At 50.3% G+C, this 20057-nt stretch carries 17 protein-coding genes; 5 read left to right on the top strand and 12 right to left on the bottom strand.

Annotated features, from left to right (window positions below; genetic code table 11):
- Positions 1–133: 133 nt before the first annotated feature.
- The 3 genes from OEZ43_08880 to OEZ43_08890 all read left to right on the top strand — a co-directional run bounded on the left by OEZ43_08880 (position 134) and on the right by OEZ43_08890 (position 4123).
- Positions 134–730: a GNAT family N-acetyltransferase gene (locus OEZ43_08880; protein MDH5545694.1), complete on the top strand. Its 597-nt coding sequence runs from the start codon at positions 134–136 to the stop codon at positions 728–730.
- 190 nt (positions 731–920) lie between these two features.
- Complete coding sequence (locus tag OEZ43_08885; protein ID MDH5545695.1) at positions 921–3740, top strand: valine--tRNA ligase; 2820 nt, start codon at positions 921–923, stop codon at positions 3738–3740.
- 110 nt (positions 3741–3850) lie between these two features.
- Complete coding sequence (locus OEZ43_08890) at positions 3851–4123, top strand: RNA-binding protein (protein MDH5545696.1); 273 nt, start codon at positions 3851–3853, stop codon at positions 4121–4123.
- A 47-nt stretch (positions 4124–4170) separates the two neighbouring features.
- Here the strand turns inward: OEZ43_08890 and OEZ43_08895 are convergent, their stop codons facing one another.
- On the bottom strand, positions 4171–5193 hold the full coding sequence (locus tag OEZ43_08895; protein ID MDH5545697.1) for a beta-propeller fold lactonase family protein: 1023 nt from the start codon (positions 5191–5193) through the stop codon (positions 4171–4173).
- A 230-nt stretch (positions 5194–5423) separates the two neighbouring features.
- On the opposite strand from OEZ43_08895, the gene OEZ43_08900 reads away from it, so the two are divergent.
- Positions 5424–5651, top strand: coding sequence for a hypothetical protein (locus OEZ43_08900; GenBank protein ID MDH5545698.1), 228 nt, complete (start codon positions 5424–5426; stop codon positions 5649–5651).
- 25 nt (positions 5652–5676) lie between these two features.
- Here the strand turns inward: OEZ43_08900 and OEZ43_08905 are convergent, their stop codons facing one another.
- The 10 genes from OEZ43_08905 to gspG form a co-directional block, all read right to left on the bottom strand.
- Positions 5677–6069, bottom strand: a complete 393-nt coding sequence (locus OEZ43_08905) for an acyl-CoA thioesterase (protein ID MDH5545699.1) — start codon at positions 6067–6069, stop codon at positions 5677–5679.
- 37 nt (positions 6070–6106) lie between these two features.
- On the bottom strand, positions 6107–8071 hold the full coding sequence (locus OEZ43_08910) for a hypothetical protein (protein ID MDH5545700.1): 1965 nt from the start codon (positions 8069–8071) through the stop codon (positions 6107–6109).
- A 202-nt stretch (positions 8072–8273) separates the two neighbouring features.
- Positions 8274–9062 (bottom strand): type II secretion system protein N, encoded by a 789-nt coding sequence (locus OEZ43_08915; GenBank protein ID MDH5545701.1) that lies wholly within the window; start codon positions 9060–9062, stop codon positions 8274–8276.
- Positions 9059–9565, bottom strand: coding sequence for a type II secretion system protein M (locus OEZ43_08920; protein MDH5545702.1), 507 nt, complete (start codon positions 9563–9565; stop codon positions 9059–9061). Before OEZ43_08920 ends, OEZ43_08915 begins: the two co-directional genes overlap by 4 nt.
- A gap of 3 nt (positions 9566–9568) precedes the next feature.
- Positions 9569–10795 (bottom strand): type II secretion system protein GspL, encoded by a 1227-nt coding sequence (gene gspL / locus OEZ43_08925; GenBank protein MDH5545703.1) that lies wholly within the window; start codon positions 10793–10795, stop codon positions 9569–9571.
- Between the two features lie 2 nt (positions 10796–10797).
- Positions 10798–11847, bottom strand: coding sequence for a type II secretion system minor pseudopilin GspK (gene gspK, locus OEZ43_08930; protein ID MDH5545704.1), 1050 nt, complete (start codon positions 11845–11847; stop codon positions 10798–10800).
- Positions 11844–12686 carry a type II secretion system minor pseudopilin GspJ gene (gene gspJ, locus OEZ43_08935; GenBank protein MDH5545705.1) on the bottom strand — a complete coding sequence of 281 codons (843 nt, stop codon included), beginning with the start codon at positions 12684–12686 and terminating at the stop codon, positions 11844–11846. The genes gspK and gspJ overlap by 4 nt, the downstream gene beginning before the upstream one ends.
- Positions 12683–13084: a type II secretion system minor pseudopilin GspI gene (gspI, locus tag OEZ43_08940; protein ID MDH5545706.1), complete on the bottom strand. Its 402-nt coding sequence runs from the start codon at positions 13082–13084 to the stop codon at positions 12683–12685. Before gspI ends, gspJ begins: the two co-directional genes overlap by 4 nt.
- Positions 13062–13586, bottom strand: coding sequence for a type II secretion system minor pseudopilin GspH (gspH, locus tag OEZ43_08945; protein MDH5545707.1), 525 nt, complete (start codon positions 13584–13586; stop codon positions 13062–13064). Before gspH ends, gspI begins: the two co-directional genes overlap by 23 nt.
- A 35-nt stretch (positions 13587–13621) precedes the next feature.
- Positions 13622–14056, bottom strand: coding sequence for a type II secretion system major pseudopilin GspG (gspG, locus tag OEZ43_08950; protein ID MDH5545708.1), 435 nt, complete (start codon positions 14054–14056; stop codon positions 13622–13624).
- 205 nt (positions 14057–14261) lie between these two features.
- Between gspG and OEZ43_08955 the strand changes: the two genes are divergently transcribed.
- Positions 14262–15026, top strand: coding sequence for a pentapeptide repeat-containing protein (locus OEZ43_08955; protein ID MDH5545709.1), 765 nt, complete (start codon positions 14262–14264; stop codon positions 15024–15026).
- Positions 15027–15244: 218 nt separating this feature from the next.
- Here OEZ43_08955 and OEZ43_08960 read toward each other — a convergent pair whose 3' ends face one another.
- A complete protein-coding gene (locus tag OEZ43_08960) occupies positions 15245–19942 on the bottom strand; it encodes a S8 family serine peptidase (protein ID MDH5545710.1) in 4698 nt (1565 codons plus the stop codon).
- Positions 19943–20057: the final 115 nt, after the last annotated feature.

The raw sequence follows: 20057 nt of genomic DNA on the forward strand, positions 1-20057 counted from the left end.
ATGTGACAACGCGCCTCCCGGCTAGCTAACTAATTCATAAGCCTAACTGAGTTGTAACGTTGAAAATCTCCAGCAGGCATTGCAAACTACCTAACTCAAACCAAGCGATTAAAATAGTTTTCTGAGACGAGATATGTCATCCATACGCATACTTTCACTAAAGGGTGAAGAAGCACTCTCTTACCTACCGGCATTAGCAAAACTCCGTATCGAAGTCTTCCGCGAATTTCCCTATTTGTATGATGGAAGCATGGCGTATGAAGAAAAATATCTGAAGACCTATATACAGTCTCCCGACAGCGTGATAGTCGTTGCCCTTGATGGCGAAGAGGCGATTGGCGCCTCTACCGCACTTCCACTGCGCGATGAGACGATAGAATTTCAACAACCGTTTCGTCAGCACGGATACGATATCCCGCAGGTATTTTATCTTGGTGAATCCGTGTTGCGCCGATCATATCGCGGCCAGGGTCTGGGGGTGGCGTTTTTCACGGCCCGTGAAGCACACGCCCAAAGCCTTGGTGATTTTCCCATCTACACTTTTTGCGCAGTCGATCGTCCTGTTGATCATCCTCGACGACCAGCCGATTTCGCGCCGCTCGATGATTTCTGGAATCACCGCGGTTACGTCAAACACCCCGAACTGCATACCTTTTTCACCTGGAAAGAGATTGATGAAGACCAGGAATCGAAAAAGAAAATGGTGTTCTGGCTGAAGACGCGTAAATAAGTCTCGCGTACCGGGCATCCGCGGTTATCACCGAAAAATAGATCCACCCCGCCCTCAATGTCTTTGCCTTCTTTTCCACAAGGTTTCCACCCGAGCCCGAAAAGTGACGCGGCAAAAGAGCATGTCCGGACAAACTGGGCTATAATCGCGGCTATTTTCTGTATACAAAAGAACACTGTTGAAGGATTCCATGGATAAAACCTACGACCCCCAAGCCATAGAACAAAAGTGGTACAAGACCTGGGAGGATAAAGGCTATTTCGAGCCCAAAGCCAATGCAGCGAATACTGATCACTATTGCATTATGATTCCACCACCTAATGTGACCGGCAGCCTGCACATGGGACATGGTTTCAATAATACGGTGATGGATACGCTGACCCGCTATAACCGCATGCTGGGTAAGAAAACCCTGTGGCAGCCGGGCACCGATCACGCCGGGATCGCAACCCAAATGGTCGTCGAGCGTCAACTCGCGGCACAGAAAAAAACCCGCCACGACCTGGGACGGGAAGACTTCATCAAGCGCGTATGGGAATGGAAAGGCGAATCCGGCGGCAATATTACCCGTCAGCTACGCCGCCTCGGTTCTTCACTGGACTGGGCGCATGAACGGTTCACCATGGACGATGGTTTGTCGGAAGCGGTCAAAGAAGTCTTCGTACGTCTTCACCAAGAAGGTCTGATTTATCGCGGCAAACGCCTGGTCAATTGGGACCCGGTGCTGCATACGGCGGTTTCTGATCTCGAAGTATTATCGGAAGAGGAAAACGGATTTCTGTGGCACATGAAATATCCTCTCGTCGATGGTGAAGGGTATTTAGTCGTTGCCACCACCCGGCCAGAGACCATGCTGGGTGATGCGGCAGTGGCCGTTCACCCCGGCGACGATCGCTACAAGCATTTGATTGGCCAGAAGGTGAAACTGCCATTTACCGACCGCCTCATTCCTATCATTGCCGACGACTATGTCGATCCCGAATTCGGGACCGGTTGTGTAAAAATCACCCCGGCCCATGACTTTAATGACTATCAGGTATGGAATCGCCATCGCGATGAATCCGATATCGCGAGCTTACCCAATGGCGGTCTGATCAATATTTTTACCAAGGACGCCGCCATTATCGGTGCGACAGACGAACACGGTGATCTCATCCCGCAAGACTTTCATGGCCTGGATCGCTATGAGGCGCGTAAGAAAATTGTCGCCTCGCTAGACGCGCAAAACCTGCTCGAAAAAACTGACGATCACAAACTCATGGTCCCCAGAGGGGATCGTTCCGGCGCAGTAATTGAGCCCTTCTTAACCGATCAATGGTACGTCAAGGCTGGACCTCTCGCCGAACCGGCGATCAAGGCGGTTGAAGACGGCAGAATTAAATTTATCCCGGACAACTGGAAGAACACCTATTTCGAATGGATGCGCAATATCGAAGACTGGTGTATTTCACGCCAGATCTGGTGGGGCCATCGCATCCCCGCCTGGTATGACGAAAACGGTGATGTCTTTGTCGGTCGTTCCGAAGAGGAAGTCCGCAGCAAGCACAAACTTGGTGCGGAAGTCGCGCTGCGTCAGGACGAAGACGTCCTCGACACCTGGTTCTCTTCGGCGCTATGGCCGTTCTCGACCCTCGGCTGGCCCGAAAACACCGATAGACTCAAAGCGTTTTATCCAACGCAAGTTCTGGTCACCGGTTTCGACATCATCTTCTTCTGGGTCGCACGCATGATCATGATGGGCATGAAATTCATGGACGACGTTCCTTTTCACGAGGTCTACATCCACGGTCTGGTGCGCGACGCGCAGGGCCAGAAGATGTCAAAGTCCAAAGGCAACGTCCTTGACCCGATTGATTTGATTGACGGAATTGAGCTCGATGCCTTATTGCAAAAACGCACCAGCGGCATGATGCAACCCCATCTGCGCGAAAAAATCGAAAAGCAAACGCGCAAAGAATTCCCCGATGGCATACCTGCATTCGGCACAGATGCCTTACGCTTTACCTTTGCCGCACTCGCCTCTACCGGACGCGATGTGAATTTCGATCTCAATCGCGTCGATGGCTACCGCAATTTTTGCAACAAAATATGGAACGCGGCACGCTACGTGCTCATGAATACGGAAGGTCAGGACTGTGGTGAATCCGGCGGTGCGCTCGAATTTTCACTTGCTGACCGCTGGATTAGCTCGGCGTTTCAGAAGGCCGCGAAACAGGTAAATGAGTCCTTGAGTCAATACCGCTTTGACCATGCGGCCCAGGCGATATACGAATTTATCTGGCATGAGTATTGTGACTGGTATCTGGAATTATCCAAGCCAGTCTTGCAAAGTGAACAGAGTCGCGAAGCGGAAAAACGCGGTACTCGTGCGACTCTGGTAAGAGTTCTTGATCAGACATTGCGCCTGGCGCATCCGATTATGCCTTTTATCACTGAGGAAATCTGGCAACGCGTAGCACCACTTGCCGGGGTGGATAGTGAAACGATTATGCTGCAGTCTTATCCTCAATATGATAAAAGCTTTGTAGACGAGACGGCAGAAACCGAAATGGATTGGGTGAAGAGCTTCATCCTCGGTGTACGTAAAATACGAAGCGGCATGGATATCGCACCGGGAAAACCATTGCCGGTATTGTTGCAAAACATGTCTGCGCAGGATGAGAAATTCATCAGCAGCAACAGTCTGTTTGTACAACGTCTAGCCAAACTGGAAAGCATTAACCCGGTAGGCGAAGACGCCCCGGAGTCGGCAACGGCGCTAGTGGGCAATATGAAGGTCTTAATCCCCTTGGCTGGCCTGATCGACAAGGATGCGGAAACGGCGCGTCTGAACAAGGAAATAGAAAAACTTGTGAAGAACATCGCGGGGATAGAAGGTAAACTGGGTAATAAGAATTTTGTTGATCGTGCGCCCGAGGACGTGGTCAACAAGGAGCGTACCCGACTGGCCGAATTGCAGGCATCTATGGACAGCCTCAGAGAACAGCTGGCCAAGATCGAAAAGCTATAGAGCACAGTTTTAAATTTGACCCAGAAGGGTCGACATTTTCGAGTAATTAAGTGGCCCGGTTATTCGAAAATGCGAATGTTCGACAGGTCACTTTTTTGAGAGTAACTATAGTGAATATTTACGTTGGAAATCTGGCATATTCGGCCACAGAAGAAGATTTACGTCAGGCGTTCGGAGCTTATGGCGAAGTCAGCAGTGCAAGCATCATCAAAGACAAATTTTCCGGTCAGTCAAAAGGCTTTGCATTCGTCGAAATGCCAAATGACAGGGAAGCCCAGGCGGCAATTGACGGGTTAAATGAAAAGCCACTTGGCGGTCGCAATGTAAAGGTGAATCAAGCTAAACCTCGTGAGAGTCGTCCTTCTCGTCCACCACGACGTTAAGCTATGTATATATGACCACACTCCCTTATTAGGGAGGTGGTCATGAGCTATTGTTCGGCAAAACCGCTTACTGTCATCGCATAAGGTCCTTCTCCCGTCTTGGCGAGTTCACCTTCTATGCGTGCCAGCGTTCCGTTATTTGCGTTTCGGTTATATGCCACAACAGTATCCGAACCATTGTTAATAACGTAAACAAAGCGATTACTGGGGTCGACGACGACTGCGTAGGGAAACCAATCTGCATCGTAGGGTGAGCCCTGCACTTCGGCCAAGACACCGGTCTCATTATCCAGCTCAAACGCTGTCACATTATGACTTCCCCAATTGGCAACATAGACATACTTCTGTGACGCGTCTATGGTAACCGAATAGGGTTGGGCGCCAGAGAAAAAGGGTGAGCCTTTTACCTCTCGCAAGGTTCCGGTATGTTGGTTGATTTTATAAACTGACACTGTCGTCGAGCCATAGTTACTCACAAAGGCGAAACGATTATCTGGACTGACTTTTACGTAGATAGGACGCTCGTCCGCACCCACTTCCTTGCCTTGTAAAGAAATCTCGCCGGTTTTCGGGTCTATCAAATAGCAACTGACAGAATGGCCATAAAAATTTGTGACATAGGCAAAACGGCCATCAGGGCTAATATTAATCGAAATCGGGTGCTTGCCTGTTGGCGCCCACATAGACGTGGTCTTCAGTTCACCTTGCTCGGAAACACTCAGGACGTTTACCTTGTCATCGTCTTCTCGCGTCACATAGGCAAAGCGACCATCAGGCGAGACAACAATGGCATCAGGATAAGTACCAACATCAAAAGGCGAACCCGCAATCTCTTTTAGCTCGCCATCGTTATTCCTGACTTCAAATCCAGATATATTCTTTGAACCCTGATTGACTACATACACAAAGCGCCCGGACCGGCCCGAAAAAACTGAAACCGGATAGCGACCTGTTTTATATGGAGAGCCTTTGACTGGCAACAAACGACCATCGTCTGGAGCGACTTTGAACACGGAAAGCGTGTTACTGCCTTGATTTGCCGAATAGACAAACTCGCTTTCTGTATGCATGGCCTTTGCGGCCCATAGATTCGCGGAAAAAAAACCGAACAATACCCACAGCATTGCTGCTGAAACACACCGCCTTATCATCCTGCGTCCCTCACCATTCTGGATTTTTCTTGGTTGTGTCATCATAGTGTAATGGAGATCAGGAATAAACCCGCTGTGCCTGAAACGATAGTCAAATTCGACTATTTTTTAGAGAGGCGAGGATTTCAATAGCGTGATGGTTGTCTTGCATGAGTGAAGATATAAATACACTGATAAATTCCCTGGTGCCGGATTGGGCAAACTGGGTCGCACAGGACGAAGATGGGTATTGGTGGGCGTTTGAAGCCGAGCCCCACATTGCCGATATTTCCTGGTATGAAAACGAAGTCGGTCGTTGTATTCGTTTGATTCAGACAGAATCAATCAGTCATTGGCGGGAAACGCTATTCACCATAGATCGTCTCGGAATGATGTGAACGAGGTGTTAAGGTATGGCGCGGCCTAGGATCCCTGTTCCACCAGGCGAGGCTTGCCCTCGTCGTCAACAGCCACATACGTCAAAGTAGCCTCTGTAACTTTGATAATCTCAGACATCCGGCCGCGTTCGGCAAACACTTCGACAAACACCGTCAACGAGGTATTGCCGACTTTCGTTACATCGGCATAACAGGAAATCAGATCGCCAACGAAAACCGGTTTGTGAAATTGAAACTCACTGACAGCAACGGTGACAACGCGTCCTTTAGCGCGACGTATCGCCACTACACTTCCGGCGATATCCACCTGCGACATAATCCACCCACCAAAAATATTGCCTGCGGAGTTGGTATCCCGAGGCATAGGCATTAATCGAAGAACAGGATCTTTATCGTGTGGCAGCTTGTCTTTGTGCATGTGCCAAGGGTAATCCAGCCATGCTTATGTGACAAGCTTATTCCGGTTTCACCCGAAAATAGCCATAGCTAAGAGGAGAACGAGACAAAATGCGATTTTCCCTGTCCACTAAATGCGCATACACATCGATGCGACACTGCACCATGCTATCGGCTATGGAGTTTAGATCGGCACACCGTTGCGTGTCACACACATCGGAGATGAGAACATTCTCACCTTCAAACAATGTGGAGGTGGCTGGTGTTTCGCATTCGCTGGTACCTGAGGAGTAATAACGAATCAGGCGCTCCAGACGAAAGCGATAACTGTATTTTATCTTCGCCCCTTCTGGCACGCCTTCTAATCCCGAAAGCATTTCGTCCTGCGCAGGCAAATGCATCACCGGACGTTTTTCATCAACCCGCGTCGGTTTGGAGTAGGAATAACTGACAGGCGCTCCGTCGGCATAACTGATTTGCGGTTTTTTCAGTGTCCAGTGTCGGGTATTTAGCGTGTGGGTCGCAGCCTTTAACTGACGTTGTTGTGTGTCCATGGCGAACATGCGTGCCTCAACGGTATAGCTTACGTCCTTGTCCGGTGAAACGCAGGCATCATCCAGTTCTTCCGCATACATATTGTCTCTATCACCGTCCTTTAAAAACATGGATGCTTGGTGCGTACTATTGGTTATCAATGCTGTTTCATCAGAGGATTTCACTCGCACGGAATGTAATCTGTCCTCGTCGGAGTGGGCGGGTGCATTTACAAAAACACGCGCTTGCAAGGCGACTTTCTTAACCCGTCTACAGTCCTGACTGTCGACATGATAAATCTGAGCCTCCATCACGGCGGGTCTGTCGAGACGCGCATCCTGTGTTAACAGAAAAAAACTATGGGCCAGCATTTTCGTTGCAGGCTTGCACAAACGGATGGTTTCCCCACCTGATTCCAGATACATCCACAACACCACTGCCTGATCCGGGTCGAGGCGCGTATAAAAATCTATGTCATTTACACCCAGCCGTCTCAGTGAGTAAACAAACAATTTTTGCATACGCTCAACATGACGATAGTCGACACCTTCATCATTCAGGGCGGCGTATCCCTGTTGAATTTGCGCCTGAAAATCCGCCAACACTTCTTCGGGATGACGATCAATCTGATTTTGATTGGCACTGACATAGGCATCTATCACCTCTTGCACACTAAATGTCCGCCCTGCCTGTGCCGACGCACCAACCGCCTGCGCAATGCCAAATGGTAAGGCCACAAAATCGTCTAGCGGCGCACAGGCAGTCTGCATTATGTCACGCATATATACCGCCCACTCATCCACTGTCGCCTCATTGTTGCGCAAGCCGTACCACCAGGCTTCAAAGTAAAACCGATGCGCCGCGAGCGCGCTATTGTTCGCCGCGTGTAGCAAGCCCTGACCGAACTTTTCCAATCGATGCGATCTGGAACGCTTTGCTGACAGTTTTTCAATATCGCCTTTCATGTAGCGTAATTCTTCATTCACCATCCGCGAAACGAGATCAAACGTTTCGGGAGACGGTAATGCCCAACGGTTTTCAGGTAAGCGCGATATTGTTTCGCGTAACAGGTGTGTATGAACTGTACTGAGGATATCGATTCGTATGTACGCCGATTCTCGCGGTGCAATAGAGGCCATCAGGTGGAAGCCACGGTGCGAACTTTCAAACTCGTAGTAATAGTCGTACCCAATACCATTGGTCATGACGCTGCTTTCCACATCCGAGAAAGCAAACATGCCGGAGGCATCACTGACTACACGCTGGAGCTCCTCGCGCTGCTTACCTTGAACCTTGAACAAGATAACTTCGGCACCGCCGAGTGGCAGGGGCACCTCACCCACAAGCGCACCATCCAATTCGCCTGAAATAGCAATAGGCTTGGAATATCGCAGTACGTTCTGAAAAGGCTCTGGTTCCCCGACCAGGGAACAAGCACTCAGAAAAAAGCTAACTAGAACTAAGGTGGTAACACCTTGGTTTCGGCGCATACTCAGACCTGTTACAACTATCTGATGCCGTCCGTAACATCCGGGGTTTTCGCAATTGAAACATCTATAAATAGAATTATCGGAAAAACCTTAAATCATCCAAGGGGGAAAAGACTGAGTTGTGAACCATGCAGAGGCGAAATGTGAACCAGGCACGGTCCACACTTAGAATACAAATTTCAAACGCACGATAGAATGTGGCTTATTTGAAAAGAAATCCCAAGGTTTTGATATTTCCAGCGTTCTTAATCTGAACCTTGCCCTGTGCATCCGGCCGTCCCATCATGCTCAGAGAACGGGCCAGGGGCGAATTGCTACCCTCTCGAGAGGCGAATGCGCCATCGAAATTATATGCACCATCCGGCGCCAGGGTTAATTTACCGCTAGCTTCAAGAGGCCCGCCACCGTCGCCAAGCGTGGCTTCAATACCGGCATCGGTCGTCTGCAGGTTTGCACTTAAATCGCCGAGCACTATGCGTTGAGGAAAGCGGGTTTCAGCGCTATTCCAAACTACGCGGCCCTGTGCTTCACTGACAAGACCGTCACTCAGAACCAGTGATTCCAGGTTTAAACCAAGATCGCCTTCGAGTTTTATCGCCGGCAATCTCGCCATACGGACGATGTCACTCATCGGCATACGCGCGCGGATATTTTTAGCTAGCATATCGCCACCCAAGGTGCGATACAGTTCCGCCTTGACGCTACCGTCACCCAGCTTGAAATTCAAACCCAGTCCGACGCGTCCAAGCAGCAGAGAACTTGGATATAACTCCCAACTTAAATCCCGTAAGGTATTACCTGAAGCGCTGACAAAAGCTGCTTTTCCAGACCAGACCGTACCACTGACGCGATACAACTTTACCTTTGCAGGCAATGCCTCCAAGGTGTCCGAAAACAATCCATAAACCAATGTGGCAGGAATCTGAGTAATCAGAAAGACCAGATAAAGAACGACGCCAAAAAGTGTGTAGCGCTTCCAGTACTGCGTCACGATGCTCCCCCTGCGAAGACCAGACGCACATTTACGCGACCAGGTGCATTCTCTTTATCAACGGCTACGGATTCAATCTGAAGAGAGTAGTTGCGCTCAAGATTTTCCAGCCAGGTAACGACGTCATCGAAAGAGGCCTGCTCTAACCACACGCGCACTTTGTCGCCGCCATCGGGTTCAACCCGCTTCATGGCGTCGCCAAGATTACCGGCCTTGGCAGTGCGATCAATCACACCCAATAATGACTGACCACCGGCGCCGACCGCGGCCTTGCGTGTACCGGAAGAACGCGTTAAACGCTTGACCTCCTGCGCTGAATCCTCCATCCACTTGAGCAATTTACGCTGCTCTTCCACCTGTTTTTCCAGACTTTTGGCCTCGTCCATGACGGGTTCGAGGATACCAAGAAAAAGAATCATCAGCCCGAGCACGACTCCGGCAACGCCAAGCAAGAGACGCTCGCGCGGATTAAGTTGCTGCCAATACTGCTTGATCTCATCCATACGCTAACTCTTCTTGATATTGATCCGGCCTTGCACCTTGTTATCACGTGCAGCCGCAGATTGAATTTCCACCTTAAGTTTACCGTCGGCGCCCAGTCGTTGTTTCAATTCGTCTAACACCTGCAAATTGTTTACTTCAAGTTCAACGTCAAGCGTGTCGTTTTTAAAACGCACACTGCGCAATACCAGCCCGCTGGTCTGACGGAAAGCACTGCCAGTATCACCGAGCAGATTTAGAAAACCGTTTTCTACCGTACCGCCACCTTTTAAAGCTTCGAGTTGTCGCTGCATCTGCACTTTGGGATTGACGACTTTTTTGGCGTCGGGGAATGCGCTTCGATAAGTCTTTTCAATTTCCGCGTTGAGTCGCTCTTTCTCGGCATCAAGCACTGAAACGTCGTAAATGGAAATACCCAATTGCAAAACAAACCATGCCCCGGCCAGGGACGCAGCGAAACGCCACGGGCGTAAAATTTTTCCGATTTGTTCGCGACGACTATAATCGCCTTGAAGCAGATTAATATTCTTGTCCAGCGCAATGCCTTTTCGTTCCCGCGCCAAATAATCCAGAATTCCACCGGTGGATTCCCGCTGCTCAAATGCCACGTCTTCCACATCGGGACGCACCAACTCCACCATCGACTCGGCACCATAAAAAATCAATTGCGCAGGCTTTTTATCTTCAGCCTCTTCCAGCATCAAACTCAACATAAAGGCTGCGTTATCGATGTCGAAACTCATGTTCTGCTGATCCGGTCTCACCACATAGAGTAAATCACCGTCGGCAAACAAGGCCCAGGTATCATCCATTGAGGGCAAAGACAATATATCTGCTAGCAATGCATGCGGATAAATACTGGCCTCGCTCAAGGCCGCCATCCACTCATCCATCTTGTGGCGCGCCACCACGATTGTGTTCACCGCGCCATCACTACCACGGGCGCCTACGGCAAAATGCGTATCCTCGACGATGTCGGCAACCTGATCCTCAATTGCAAAAGGTATGGCCTTGAGCATGCGTTGCTTGTTAGTGGTCGGGACGTTCACGCGAGTCAGATTAACATCCGTTCCCGGCACCATGACGATGATTTGTGCACCACTGGTTTGAGAAGCCAGATCTGAAAGTGAACCGCTGGCGACAGGCGTCGCGCCAACGCCGGGATCGATGCGCACCCAGTGCACACTCTGAAAGGGCTCACGCGCCAGTTGTATGATTAATTGAGTCGCCATAATCAGATTCCATCGGTTCCAAATGCGCGCGACACCGTGAGCAACTCACTACGGCCGCCGGTATCGCGATAAATAATACTGTTGTAAAGCAAGGTGATCTTGCCCACCTGTGTGGTTGCCCTGATCATAAAATAGCTACTCTGCACATCCAGTCCTTGCAAGTCATTTTCAAATGAAGTCTTCTGCGTATTGTTGTTCTTCAAGCCGTCCTTGATATTTTTGATTTCAGTGTGCTCTGTAAAATCAGACACGCTTTTAAACGGACGGCTCGCCAACATCTGCTCCACCACGCGCGCATCCAGATAGCCAGACAACGCCTGTAAAACCAGCTTATTCGCTGAATTTGGATTAATCGTCGAGTAATGCTCAGGCAAAGCGGACACGTATTCTAGCAAACCCGGTACCTGTTCATCCTCTATTGTTGCGCCATTGAGCAGCTCCGGGGTAAACCCCTCGATCAAAGCCAACTCGGAGGTGCTGCTTAACATGCGATTGGCCGCACGATACGGCGGAAGTTTGGCCAGGTACTCGCTGTCTTCGGCGCCAGGGAATCGAAGCTCCTGATCCTCGTCCAGCCAGTCGAGGGTAGCATTGACCAGAGCCTCTGCCGATATGGACAAACGCAACTGGTCGGCAACGATTGAAATCAGCCGACGAAAACGTTCTCCCGCAAGCGGTACCGGCTTTCCTTTATCGTCGACCAAATTGTTAACATTAAAGCGCCCTTCCAGGTCGAGCAGGCTACCACTTACCGTACCGTTCTCAACAGGATAGGTATAGGGCACGAACAATAATTCCGGGTCATCGTATTTAGGACCCTGCTTGGTGTACTGCAGCAACAGCTCTTTGGCTACACTTTCTATTCCCAATGCATACAGATATGCCTGATCAGATTCCAGCACGTTTGCAGTGCGGCGTACGTCCAGGCCCTGACGTGAAGAAAGTGCAACTGCGGTTACCGTTGCAATCGACACAACCAGCATCGCAGTGATCAAGGCCACGCCGCGTTGCTGTCGTATCGGTGTCTGTTTTGGGCTAAATATCTTGTTCATGGGGTATTGTCTGTACCGCCAGCGTCTTCAGTACCATTACTATCTGTACCGCCAGTGTCTGTACCACCACTATTTGTGCCGCTAGTGTCTGTGTTGTTAGTGTCTCCCGAGTTGTCGGGAGTCTGGTCGGTATTTTGATTGTCACCAGTATTCTGATTCCCTTGGGCATTATTGCCGCCATTCGTCTGAGTTGACTGCTTTTGTCTCTTGTTTCCAGCGTATTCCCCTGGCGTCACACGAAACAGCCGTTTGATCTCACCGATTCCTTCGACTTTAATCGTCATTTCCACGCCACGGGGAAGCGCACTGGGATTGGCCTGTTCACCGAATTGCGGCGGCCACGCATCTTGCCACTGTAAGTCCTTATCCATATAGCGAAATTTTAATTCCTTAACATCACTGAGCAAATGCCGTTCCAGTGGTTCAACTACATGCGGCTGATCGAGCATTTCCACTGACAGTCGATCCAGTTTTTCCTCGGCCAGGCGATAACTGACGCGCTCCATTGTGCTGCGGACACGCTTCATAGGATTACGTTTGCCTGCGCGGGTGAAACTCAATGGAAACTCGCCGAAAAAGCTGCCTTCCAGGGCAGGCTTACGATCGCCATAGCTATCCCGAATACTTCGTCCTATCACTTGCTCGATGTCGCGCTGGATGATCGTCATGGCCCGTTGAACTTCCACTAATCGATCCGCCTGTTGTTCGGTATGACCTTTGGAATCGAGCACAATCTGCAAACCGGAATAGGCCATAACAGACAGAATGGAAAACACCGCCAGCGAGATCAACAGTTCAATGAGCGAGAAACCGCGCGCTTGACGCTTTAACGCAATCATGAATTCGGCTTCCCTATCAAGGCCAATACCGTGGCGACCGGACTCTTGCTCTCCCGATTGGTACGCACCTCAACCTGTATCTGGCGGATATTGGCCATTTCGTCGTTCAGGGCTACGACGTTTACTTTCCAGTGCCACTCATGCCCGGCCATTTCTTCAGTGCCAGTATTTGAACCCACCGGAGGAAATTTATTTTCGATCTGTATCTCGGCAACGCGATTCATCGCCACCCAATGAGCAAATGTTTTCTCGCGCAAATAACTGGCGTGGGAGGCATTGGTGCCGATGCTCTGAATAATCGTACCCAGCGCAATCGCTAATACAGCAAGCGCCACCAGCACTTCCATCAGTGTGAAGCCCTGTTGGCCTATGGGATTACTGTTTTTCCTTGGTGGCATATTCAACCTTGCCGCTGTAATCGCCCTCGATCTGATAATCCGTGCCCTCGTCACGCCCGATGCTCAAGGCAAAAGGAATCATCTCACCACTGGAAAGTATAAAGATGCTCGGCACTTCATCGGTTTCACCCGGGTCGAGTGATAGCGCAACGCTCTCACCTTCGATCTCGGCCTCTTTAATCATGATGTCGTCGGGCAATTCTCGTCGACGAAACGTTTCTTCGTCCTTGTCCATAGGCACCAGCTTTCCATCAATGCCGAGGGTCATAAAATCGTAATACTTGCGAGTGAGCTGCACCGCCAGATCGCGTGAGTTCATGACCGATTCTTCCGTTGCCAAGCGCAGCAAGGCCGTCAAACGCCGAGCCTCTTCCTCCACCTTGCGGTCGGCGTTGCCACCGACAGACAGCGCGGCAAAGGTCATGATCATGCCAATGATGAAAATGACCACTAATAACTCTAAAAGCGAGAAGCCACGGGTGTTGCGTCCACGTGGCTTCATAATCTGACTGGTCATGTGAACCTAAGACGGGGATATCAGGATTCGTCCAGATTCCAGTTCCCGATATCAGCGTTGATCTCGTCGCCCCCTTCAACGCCATCCGCGCCAAAAGAGTAAATGTCGAACGAGCCGTTCACGCCCGGAATCAGGTATTGATACTCATTTCCCCAGGGATCTTTGGGCAGGCGGTCGATATAGCCACCATCTTTCCAATTGCGAGGTTCCGGCGTGCCGGAAGGCTTCTGCACCAGCGACTCCAGACCCTGATCTGTCGACGGATAGTTGAAATTGTCCAGCTTATAGAGATTTAGCGCAGCTTCCAGGGTGCGGATATCCTGCTTGGCCTTGGCGATACGCGCGGTATCCGGGCGATCCATGACTCGTGGCACCACCACCGCTGCCAGGATACCGAGGATGACGATAACGACCATTAATTCTATAAGGGAAAATCCTGCTGATTTGCTTCTCATTCCTGCTCCTATTCCAAATCCGATGCCGCGCCGGGTGTAATGTGTGACATTAGACGGCAAAAAGTGTTCCGTACATTCTGGCGAATTTTGTGTGCTCATTATAAGGGGTATGGACAAAACAAACAGCCTGAAATTTCAGTCATTTTTAGCGCATTTCATCGACTGTGCTAGAATCCGACATGGTTATCTCAAGCATAGTGGCAATATGAAAGTTAAGCGGATTTTCCTCACACCACACACGATGGTATTGCTGTGCGCGATGCTGGTTTCTTTCCATGCCCATGCCCAATGTGAAGCACCGGCGCAGGACCGCGTTATGTGGGAGGGCTGCAATATGGCGGGAGCCGATCTCAGTGGCGCCAGCCTGAGACATGCCGTGATGACACGCATGAATCTGGACGGGGCAAAATTCGAGAAGGCCTTAATTGATGACGCGGACATGGGATATAGTTCTTTGCAGAAAGCCAATCTACGCAACGCGCGTGCAAATAATATTCGTCTGATCGGCGCCGATTTGCAGCATGCAGATTTGAACGGCGCGCGCATGAATTACGCACGCCTCGATCGCGCCAATTTCAGTGCTGCCACATTGAAAGGGACGCAATTGACTGAGGCCAGGATGTATAACACCAATTTTCATAAGGCGCAGTTGCAGCAAGCGAATCTCACCGGCGCATTGATGGAACAGACGGACTTAGGTCAAGCCGATCTCGGTAAAGCCATTCTGGACAAAGCGGAATTAATCAAGGCCAATCTCGAAGGGGCTAGTTTGAAAGACGCCTCGCTACAAAAGGCAAAACTCAGTAATGCCAATCTGAGCGATACGGATTTTACCAATACCAATCTCAGTGGCGCCGATTTACACGGCGCTGACATCACCAATGCCCGTTTTGACAATGCGATACTCGATAATGCAATTTGGGTGAACCGCAAACGCTGCCGACCTGGGTCTGTTGGGGAATGTAAATAGGCTTCTAAAACGCTCTACCGATTTAGAACAAGCAGACAGTTAATTCGAGCTTAGCTTTCAGATATACGCGCTTATCGCACGAACCATATTCAGACAATCAATCTCAAACCTTGCTATTGGTTTTCTTTTGCAAACGGACCGAATGTTTATCGACTACAGTCGTTTAAAAAACACCGCAAAACACGATGAGTAACCCATCAAAGTACCTGCGTCGCATACTAACGTTTATCATCCGTCTGTGCGACATACGCTTCATCTGACACGACATACTTGCTGAACGCGATTAGCGGCTCAAGTAAAGTACGCATGGTTTCGCGCAGTGACGTGTGCTGTCGTAAATAGTCGGCAATGGGCGGGCTGACGTCGTAATAGAACTCGACGAATTTTCTTCCCAGGTAATTACTTAGTAGAAATTCGTCTCGGAAAGCACGTAGATAACGAACTTCAGGGGCCATACCTGTGCCATAAGCCGCGGTTGCAATAAAACAGGTTGGATCATTGTCTTTAATCACGACCGTCGAGGCGTTGCTCAATACATTGATAGTGCCGAAAGAATTGAGATGTACTTTTAAGGCCTCATCGTTTTCGCCAATGTCATCGTCGTAGATTTCCACGGCGATAATCTTGTCGTCGTTTTCACCTTCAGACCAGAACAACTCTCCCGTTGTTTCGACGTAATCAGTACCGGCATCAGCATTACCTGCCTCGGTATGGAATAAAACGCGCGCCTCCCCATGGGCGCCGCCCTTGCGTCGCACTTTAATTATGGCCTTGCCATCACCTTCGTTGATATCGAGCTGAGTCACTTCAAAATCAATCAAGCCCGTGTCATCTACGTCGTCGTCAACAATGTATAAAGCCATTTCATCCAGCAAGCGATCATCCTCGCTATGCAATAGTTGCAAGGTCAATTTTTCTGTGCCTTCACCAACCAGGTCATCAATGATCGCCATAAACACATAGCGTAATCCGTCTTCACCATCCTGCCAGCGTAACTCTCGACTCAAAGACATCGCATCTTCGGGGCCGGACAGATCATAATGGATTCTGACCTTCACTTTGTATTCGTCTTCACTTCCACGCTGACGCGTTACCGGTATCATAATATTGCCATCGGTTTCGTTCACCGTCATTGCGTCGTTGCTAAAACGAATTTCACCCGGTTGAATGACGCGTATGTCCATCGTATGCACACTGAACAAACTGGGGTCATCTGCATCGCTTAGCGAGAATACAAAACGGTATGCGCCGGATGACTTATGACCGTTCCAGTAAAACTCGCCCAGTTGCTCATCAAAACCCGCGCCAGCAGGAATTTCTATCACCTTGAAAACGGGTTTGGTCTGGTTGTCATCCTGGGCATTCACGCTTATGCGCACGTCTTCGGTAGCGTTCACGGTAACAAAGGACGGCATATCGTATACCGGCGCTTTGTTTGTCACGGTAACTTCCACCACGTCAAACGAAACACGTCCTTGTCCGTCACTCGCCTTCATTAGAAATACCTGCTGACTGCTACGTGCGGGCGCGACATAACTGACGCTATTGCCATCGCGGTGAAGAGTGGAAACCGGACCGTCGAGTTGCGTCCATTCTACGCTGTATTGCGAGGGCAATATCGCAGGCCTTAAATTAACCGTCGCCGCGGGTGAAACCGTTTGATCATTGCCGGCGGAAGCGAAATTGTTTGTACTGACGACGACGGATACATCATCTTCATGTAATTCGCCATTGTCATCTGCCACTGTAAGACGAAAACGCAATACACCATTGATTGCCGGCGCGATAAACCACGGCTGCGATGACAATGCATTATTCACCACCACGGATTCACCAAGAAACTGCTGCCATTGATAGGATGCAATAGATCCATCGACATCCAGACTACGCGTGCCATCAAGTGTAACTCGCGAGCCCGGAGTAACACGAATATCCGCTCCGGCTTTCGCCACTGGCGCTTGATTGATATTGACTGACACTTCCCGTTCGACGGCATAAAAATTGTCGTCCGTGATACGTAAACGAAATCGCAATGACTGCGCCTTATACGGTGCATAGAAGCCGGCCAGCATACTATTTCTCCCTACGAAATCCACCGGCGTGCCGCTTAACTGGGTCCATTCAAAGCGCGTGATATAACCATCAGGGTCGGCGCTTTGCGCAGCATCAAGATTTACCCAGTCTCCCATATTCACTGTCGTTGGCGCATCTATCGCTATCACAACCCCTTTATTGATTAAAAGCGATATTGTCGTTTCATCTGTTAGGCCAAGCGCATCGCTTACCGTAAGTAAGAAATCTAGATGTCCTTCACCTGTTGGCGCAACAAAATTAGCGCGCACTTTATCCGCATCGAGAAGAGTAATCGGGGGTCCACTCAATTGTTGCCACTGGTATTGTGTAATATTGTTATTAGGGTCTTCACTGATGACTGCATCAAGTGAAATATTTGCGCCGGGATTTATTTTTGCCGGAAAAACCGCAAATGCGCGGGGCGCCTGATTGATTTGTATATGTACGTCATGAGTCGCTGTGAGCCCCATATTGTCGGTTGCTGTGACCTGTAATACGACATCGCGAGTATCGCTGGGTAAGACAAAAGATTGCCGGTCGCCACTCGAAGCCGACAAAGCCACGCCTGGTCCATCCAACTGCAGCCAATCGATACTTGAGACACTGCCATCCGCATCCTGCACGTCAGCGATAAGCGTGAGCTGGTCACCGACATTGCCGATCAAGTCACCCACGATCTGAATATGTGGTGCCTCATTGACATAGACACTTACACGATCGGTAGCCACAAGCCCGCTGTCATCCTGTACTGACAAATCGAAACTTAACCAGCCTGGCAATTGCGGCGCAACAAAGGAGGAAACCGGCGCGATAAATGTCGACAGTTCCACGGTTTCACCGGCTACTTGCTGCCATACATGGTATCGAATACTACCATCGGTATCATAACTACCCGCGCCACTCAGCGTGACCGTATCACCGGGATTGACCACGACATCGGGCCCCGCTACGGCAACAGGGGCGTGATTGACGTTCAAGCTCACCGTCGCACCCGACTGCAAACCATCGCCGTCGCTAACGGTTAAACGAAATCGCAAGACCTGCGATGTAGCGGGCGCCAGGAATTGCGGCGATACCGTTGCGGAGTTAGAAAGACTGACCGCGATGCCTTCAATTTGCTGCCACGAATACGAAGCGATACCCAAATCATCACCACTCTCAGTTCCATCGAGAAATACCGTTTGCCCAGTCGCAACTGCGCGATCTCTTCCCGCGTGTGCGATGGGTGCCTGGTTAATGCTTATCGTCACACTGGCATTTGCTGACAACAGTTTTTCATCGCTGGCACTGAACTGAAAAACCATACTGCCTGTTGCCGCAGGGACCGTGATTACAGCATTCGTCGTGGTCGATTGGGAAATAGAAACTAACGGACCGGAAACCTGAGTCCATAAATAACTCATCGCCTTGCCTTCCGGATCAGAAGCCGTTGCCGTCAAGTTCAACACCTGCCCTGGATTCGCGCGTCTATTCGCCATGACACTGATTTGTGGTGCCTGATTTCCGCTTACCGCGCGTAAGGCAGCGGCCGCATCTAATATGCCTGCGCCGCATTTATTCGTTGTACAGTCGCTACTCGTTCCCGTTGGAAATGTTTTCACGCTCGCTAACAAATGTTCACGCAATTTTGCAGGTGTTAACGATGGCGACACTGACAGCATAAGAGATGCAACACCGGCAACATGCGGCGCGGCCATGCTGGTGCCTTGCATGCTGTAGTAGGAATCGTCCCCCGCTTCTTTCAGGCCACTGTTATATGTCGATACGATCGCGCCGCTATAGCCACCACCCGGTGCGGCGATGGCGACCTCTTCACCCGTATTGCTATAAGACGCCAGTTTGCCGTCTCGCGTTACCGCCGCAACAGTAAAGGCGTTATCACACGATGCGGGTGATCCATATGCGACGTCACCGCCAGCGTTACCTGCTGCAACAACAACGAAAGCGCCTGCCGCTACTGCATCGTTAATCGCGTTTTGCTCTGTGTATCCACACGCACCGGCGGCACCTAAACTCAAATTTATAACTTGCGCGGGATTTGGATTATCGGGAACACCACTGACATGTACTCCAGCAGCCCAACGGATACCTGCGGCAATATCCGACATGTATCCACCACATCGTCCCAAAACGCGCACAGGCAAGATTTTCGAAACCCAGTTAACGCCGGCAATGCCTTTTTCATTATTACTTGCAGCGGCGATAATGCCCGCAACATGAGTGCCGTGCCACGTGCTATAACCCGCGCCACAAAAATCGTCACTGCTACTCCAATCACCGGGATCATTGGCATCGGCATCACGACCATCGCCATCATTGGAAACCGTTGTGCTTGAAATCAAGTCATAACCTGGCAGAAGTCGCGCACTCAAATCCGCGTGCGCGCGCACTCCGGTATCAACAACGGCAATAACGATATCGCTACTACCCGTTGTGATATCCCATGCCGCAGGCATTCCAATACCACCGACATCGCTATCTCTCAGGCTCCATTGGTCAACGAAACGACTGTCGTTAGGCGTTTTGGCAATACGCACCCAGCGGTCGACTTCAGCGAACTCGATTTCATCATCGCGATTCAGCTGCGCGATAACTTCTTCCACTCCGTACGAGTCCTTGCTATCAAGATTAACAATCTGCGCGCCATCACTCATGGTGCGTATCTTGGAAAACGCCAGCCCCATACGCAATCCAAGTTCAGCAAGATGATCACGCTTGAGTATTTTCTGGCTTTGACCGGTTTCGGTTTTGAATTTAATGATCAGGCGCGTGGGCGGATGAGAGTCGGCATAGGTGGAGGTAAAAAAGAAAACGCTTAGCAGTAAAATTAGAACACGGAGCATAATATCGGCCACCTTGCTCAGGGCCGACTGCGCAAGCGAAGACTCGCGCGTATTGCCACTTCACTGGCGGCCCTGCCTAAACGCAGGGTCGCCAGAGGCTCCTCTACACAGGAGA

The sequence above is a fragment of the Gammaproteobacteria bacterium genome (genome assembly GCA_029881255.1).
In the GTDB taxonomy this organism is placed as follows: domain Bacteria; phylum Pseudomonadota; class Gammaproteobacteria; order S012-40; family S012-40; genus JAOUMY01.

Excerpts from the sequence above, each read along its gene's own strand:
- gspI (MDH5545706.1), bottom strand. The coding sequence starts at position 13,084 with ATGCCACCAAGGAAAAACAGTAATCCCATAGGCCAACAGGGCTTCACA.
- gspH (MDH5545707.1), bottom strand. The coding sequence starts at position 13,586 with ATGAAGCCACGTGGACGCAACACCCGTGGCTTCTCGCTTTTAGAGTTA.
- OEZ43_08955 (MDH5545709.1), top strand. The coding sequence starts at position 14,262 with ATGAAAGTTAAGCGGATTTTCCTCACACCACACACGATGGTATTGCTG.
- OEZ43_08880 (MDH5545694.1), top strand. The coding sequence starts at position 134 with ATGTCATCCATACGCATACTTTCACTAAAGGGTGAAGAAGCACTCTCT.
- OEZ43_08910 (MDH5545700.1), bottom strand. The coding sequence starts at position 8,071 with ATGCGCCGAAACCAAGGTGTTACCACCTTAGTTCTAGTTAGCTTTTTT.
- gspJ (MDH5545705.1), bottom strand. The coding sequence starts at position 12,686 with ATGATTGCGTTAAAGCGTCAAGCGCGCGGTTTCTCGCTCATTGAACTG.
- gspL (MDH5545703.1), bottom strand. The coding sequence starts at position 10,795 with ATGGCGACTCAATTAATCATACAACTGGCGCGTGAGCCCTTTCAGAGT.
- OEZ43_08905 (MDH5545699.1), bottom strand. The coding sequence starts at position 6,069 with ATGCACAAAGACAAGCTGCCACACGATAAAGATCCTGTTCTTCGATTA.
- gspG (MDH5545708.1), bottom strand. The coding sequence starts at position 14,056 with ATGAGAAGCAAATCAGCAGGATTTTCCCTTATAGAATTAATGGTCGTT.
- OEZ43_08960 (MDH5545710.1), bottom strand. The coding sequence starts at position 19,942 with ATGCTCCGTGTTCTAATTTTACTGCTAAGCGTTTTCTTTTTTACCTCC.
- OEZ43_08900 (MDH5545698.1), top strand. The coding sequence starts at position 5,424 with ATGAGTGAAGATATAAATACACTGATAAATTCCCTGGTGCCGGATTGG.
- OEZ43_08920 (MDH5545702.1), bottom strand. The coding sequence starts at position 9,565 with ATGGATGAGATCAAGCAGTATTGGCAGCAACTTAATCCGCGCGAGCGT.
- OEZ43_08885 (MDH5545695.1), top strand. The coding sequence starts at position 921 with ATGGATAAAACCTACGACCCCCAAGCCATAGAACAAAAGTGGTACAAG.
- gspK (MDH5545704.1), bottom strand. The coding sequence starts at position 11,847 with ATGAACAAGATATTTAGCCCAAAACAGACACCGATACGACAGCAACGC.
- OEZ43_08895 (MDH5545697.1), bottom strand. The coding sequence starts at position 5,193 with ATGCATACAGAAAGCGAGTTTGTCTATTCGGCAAATCAAGGCAGTAAC.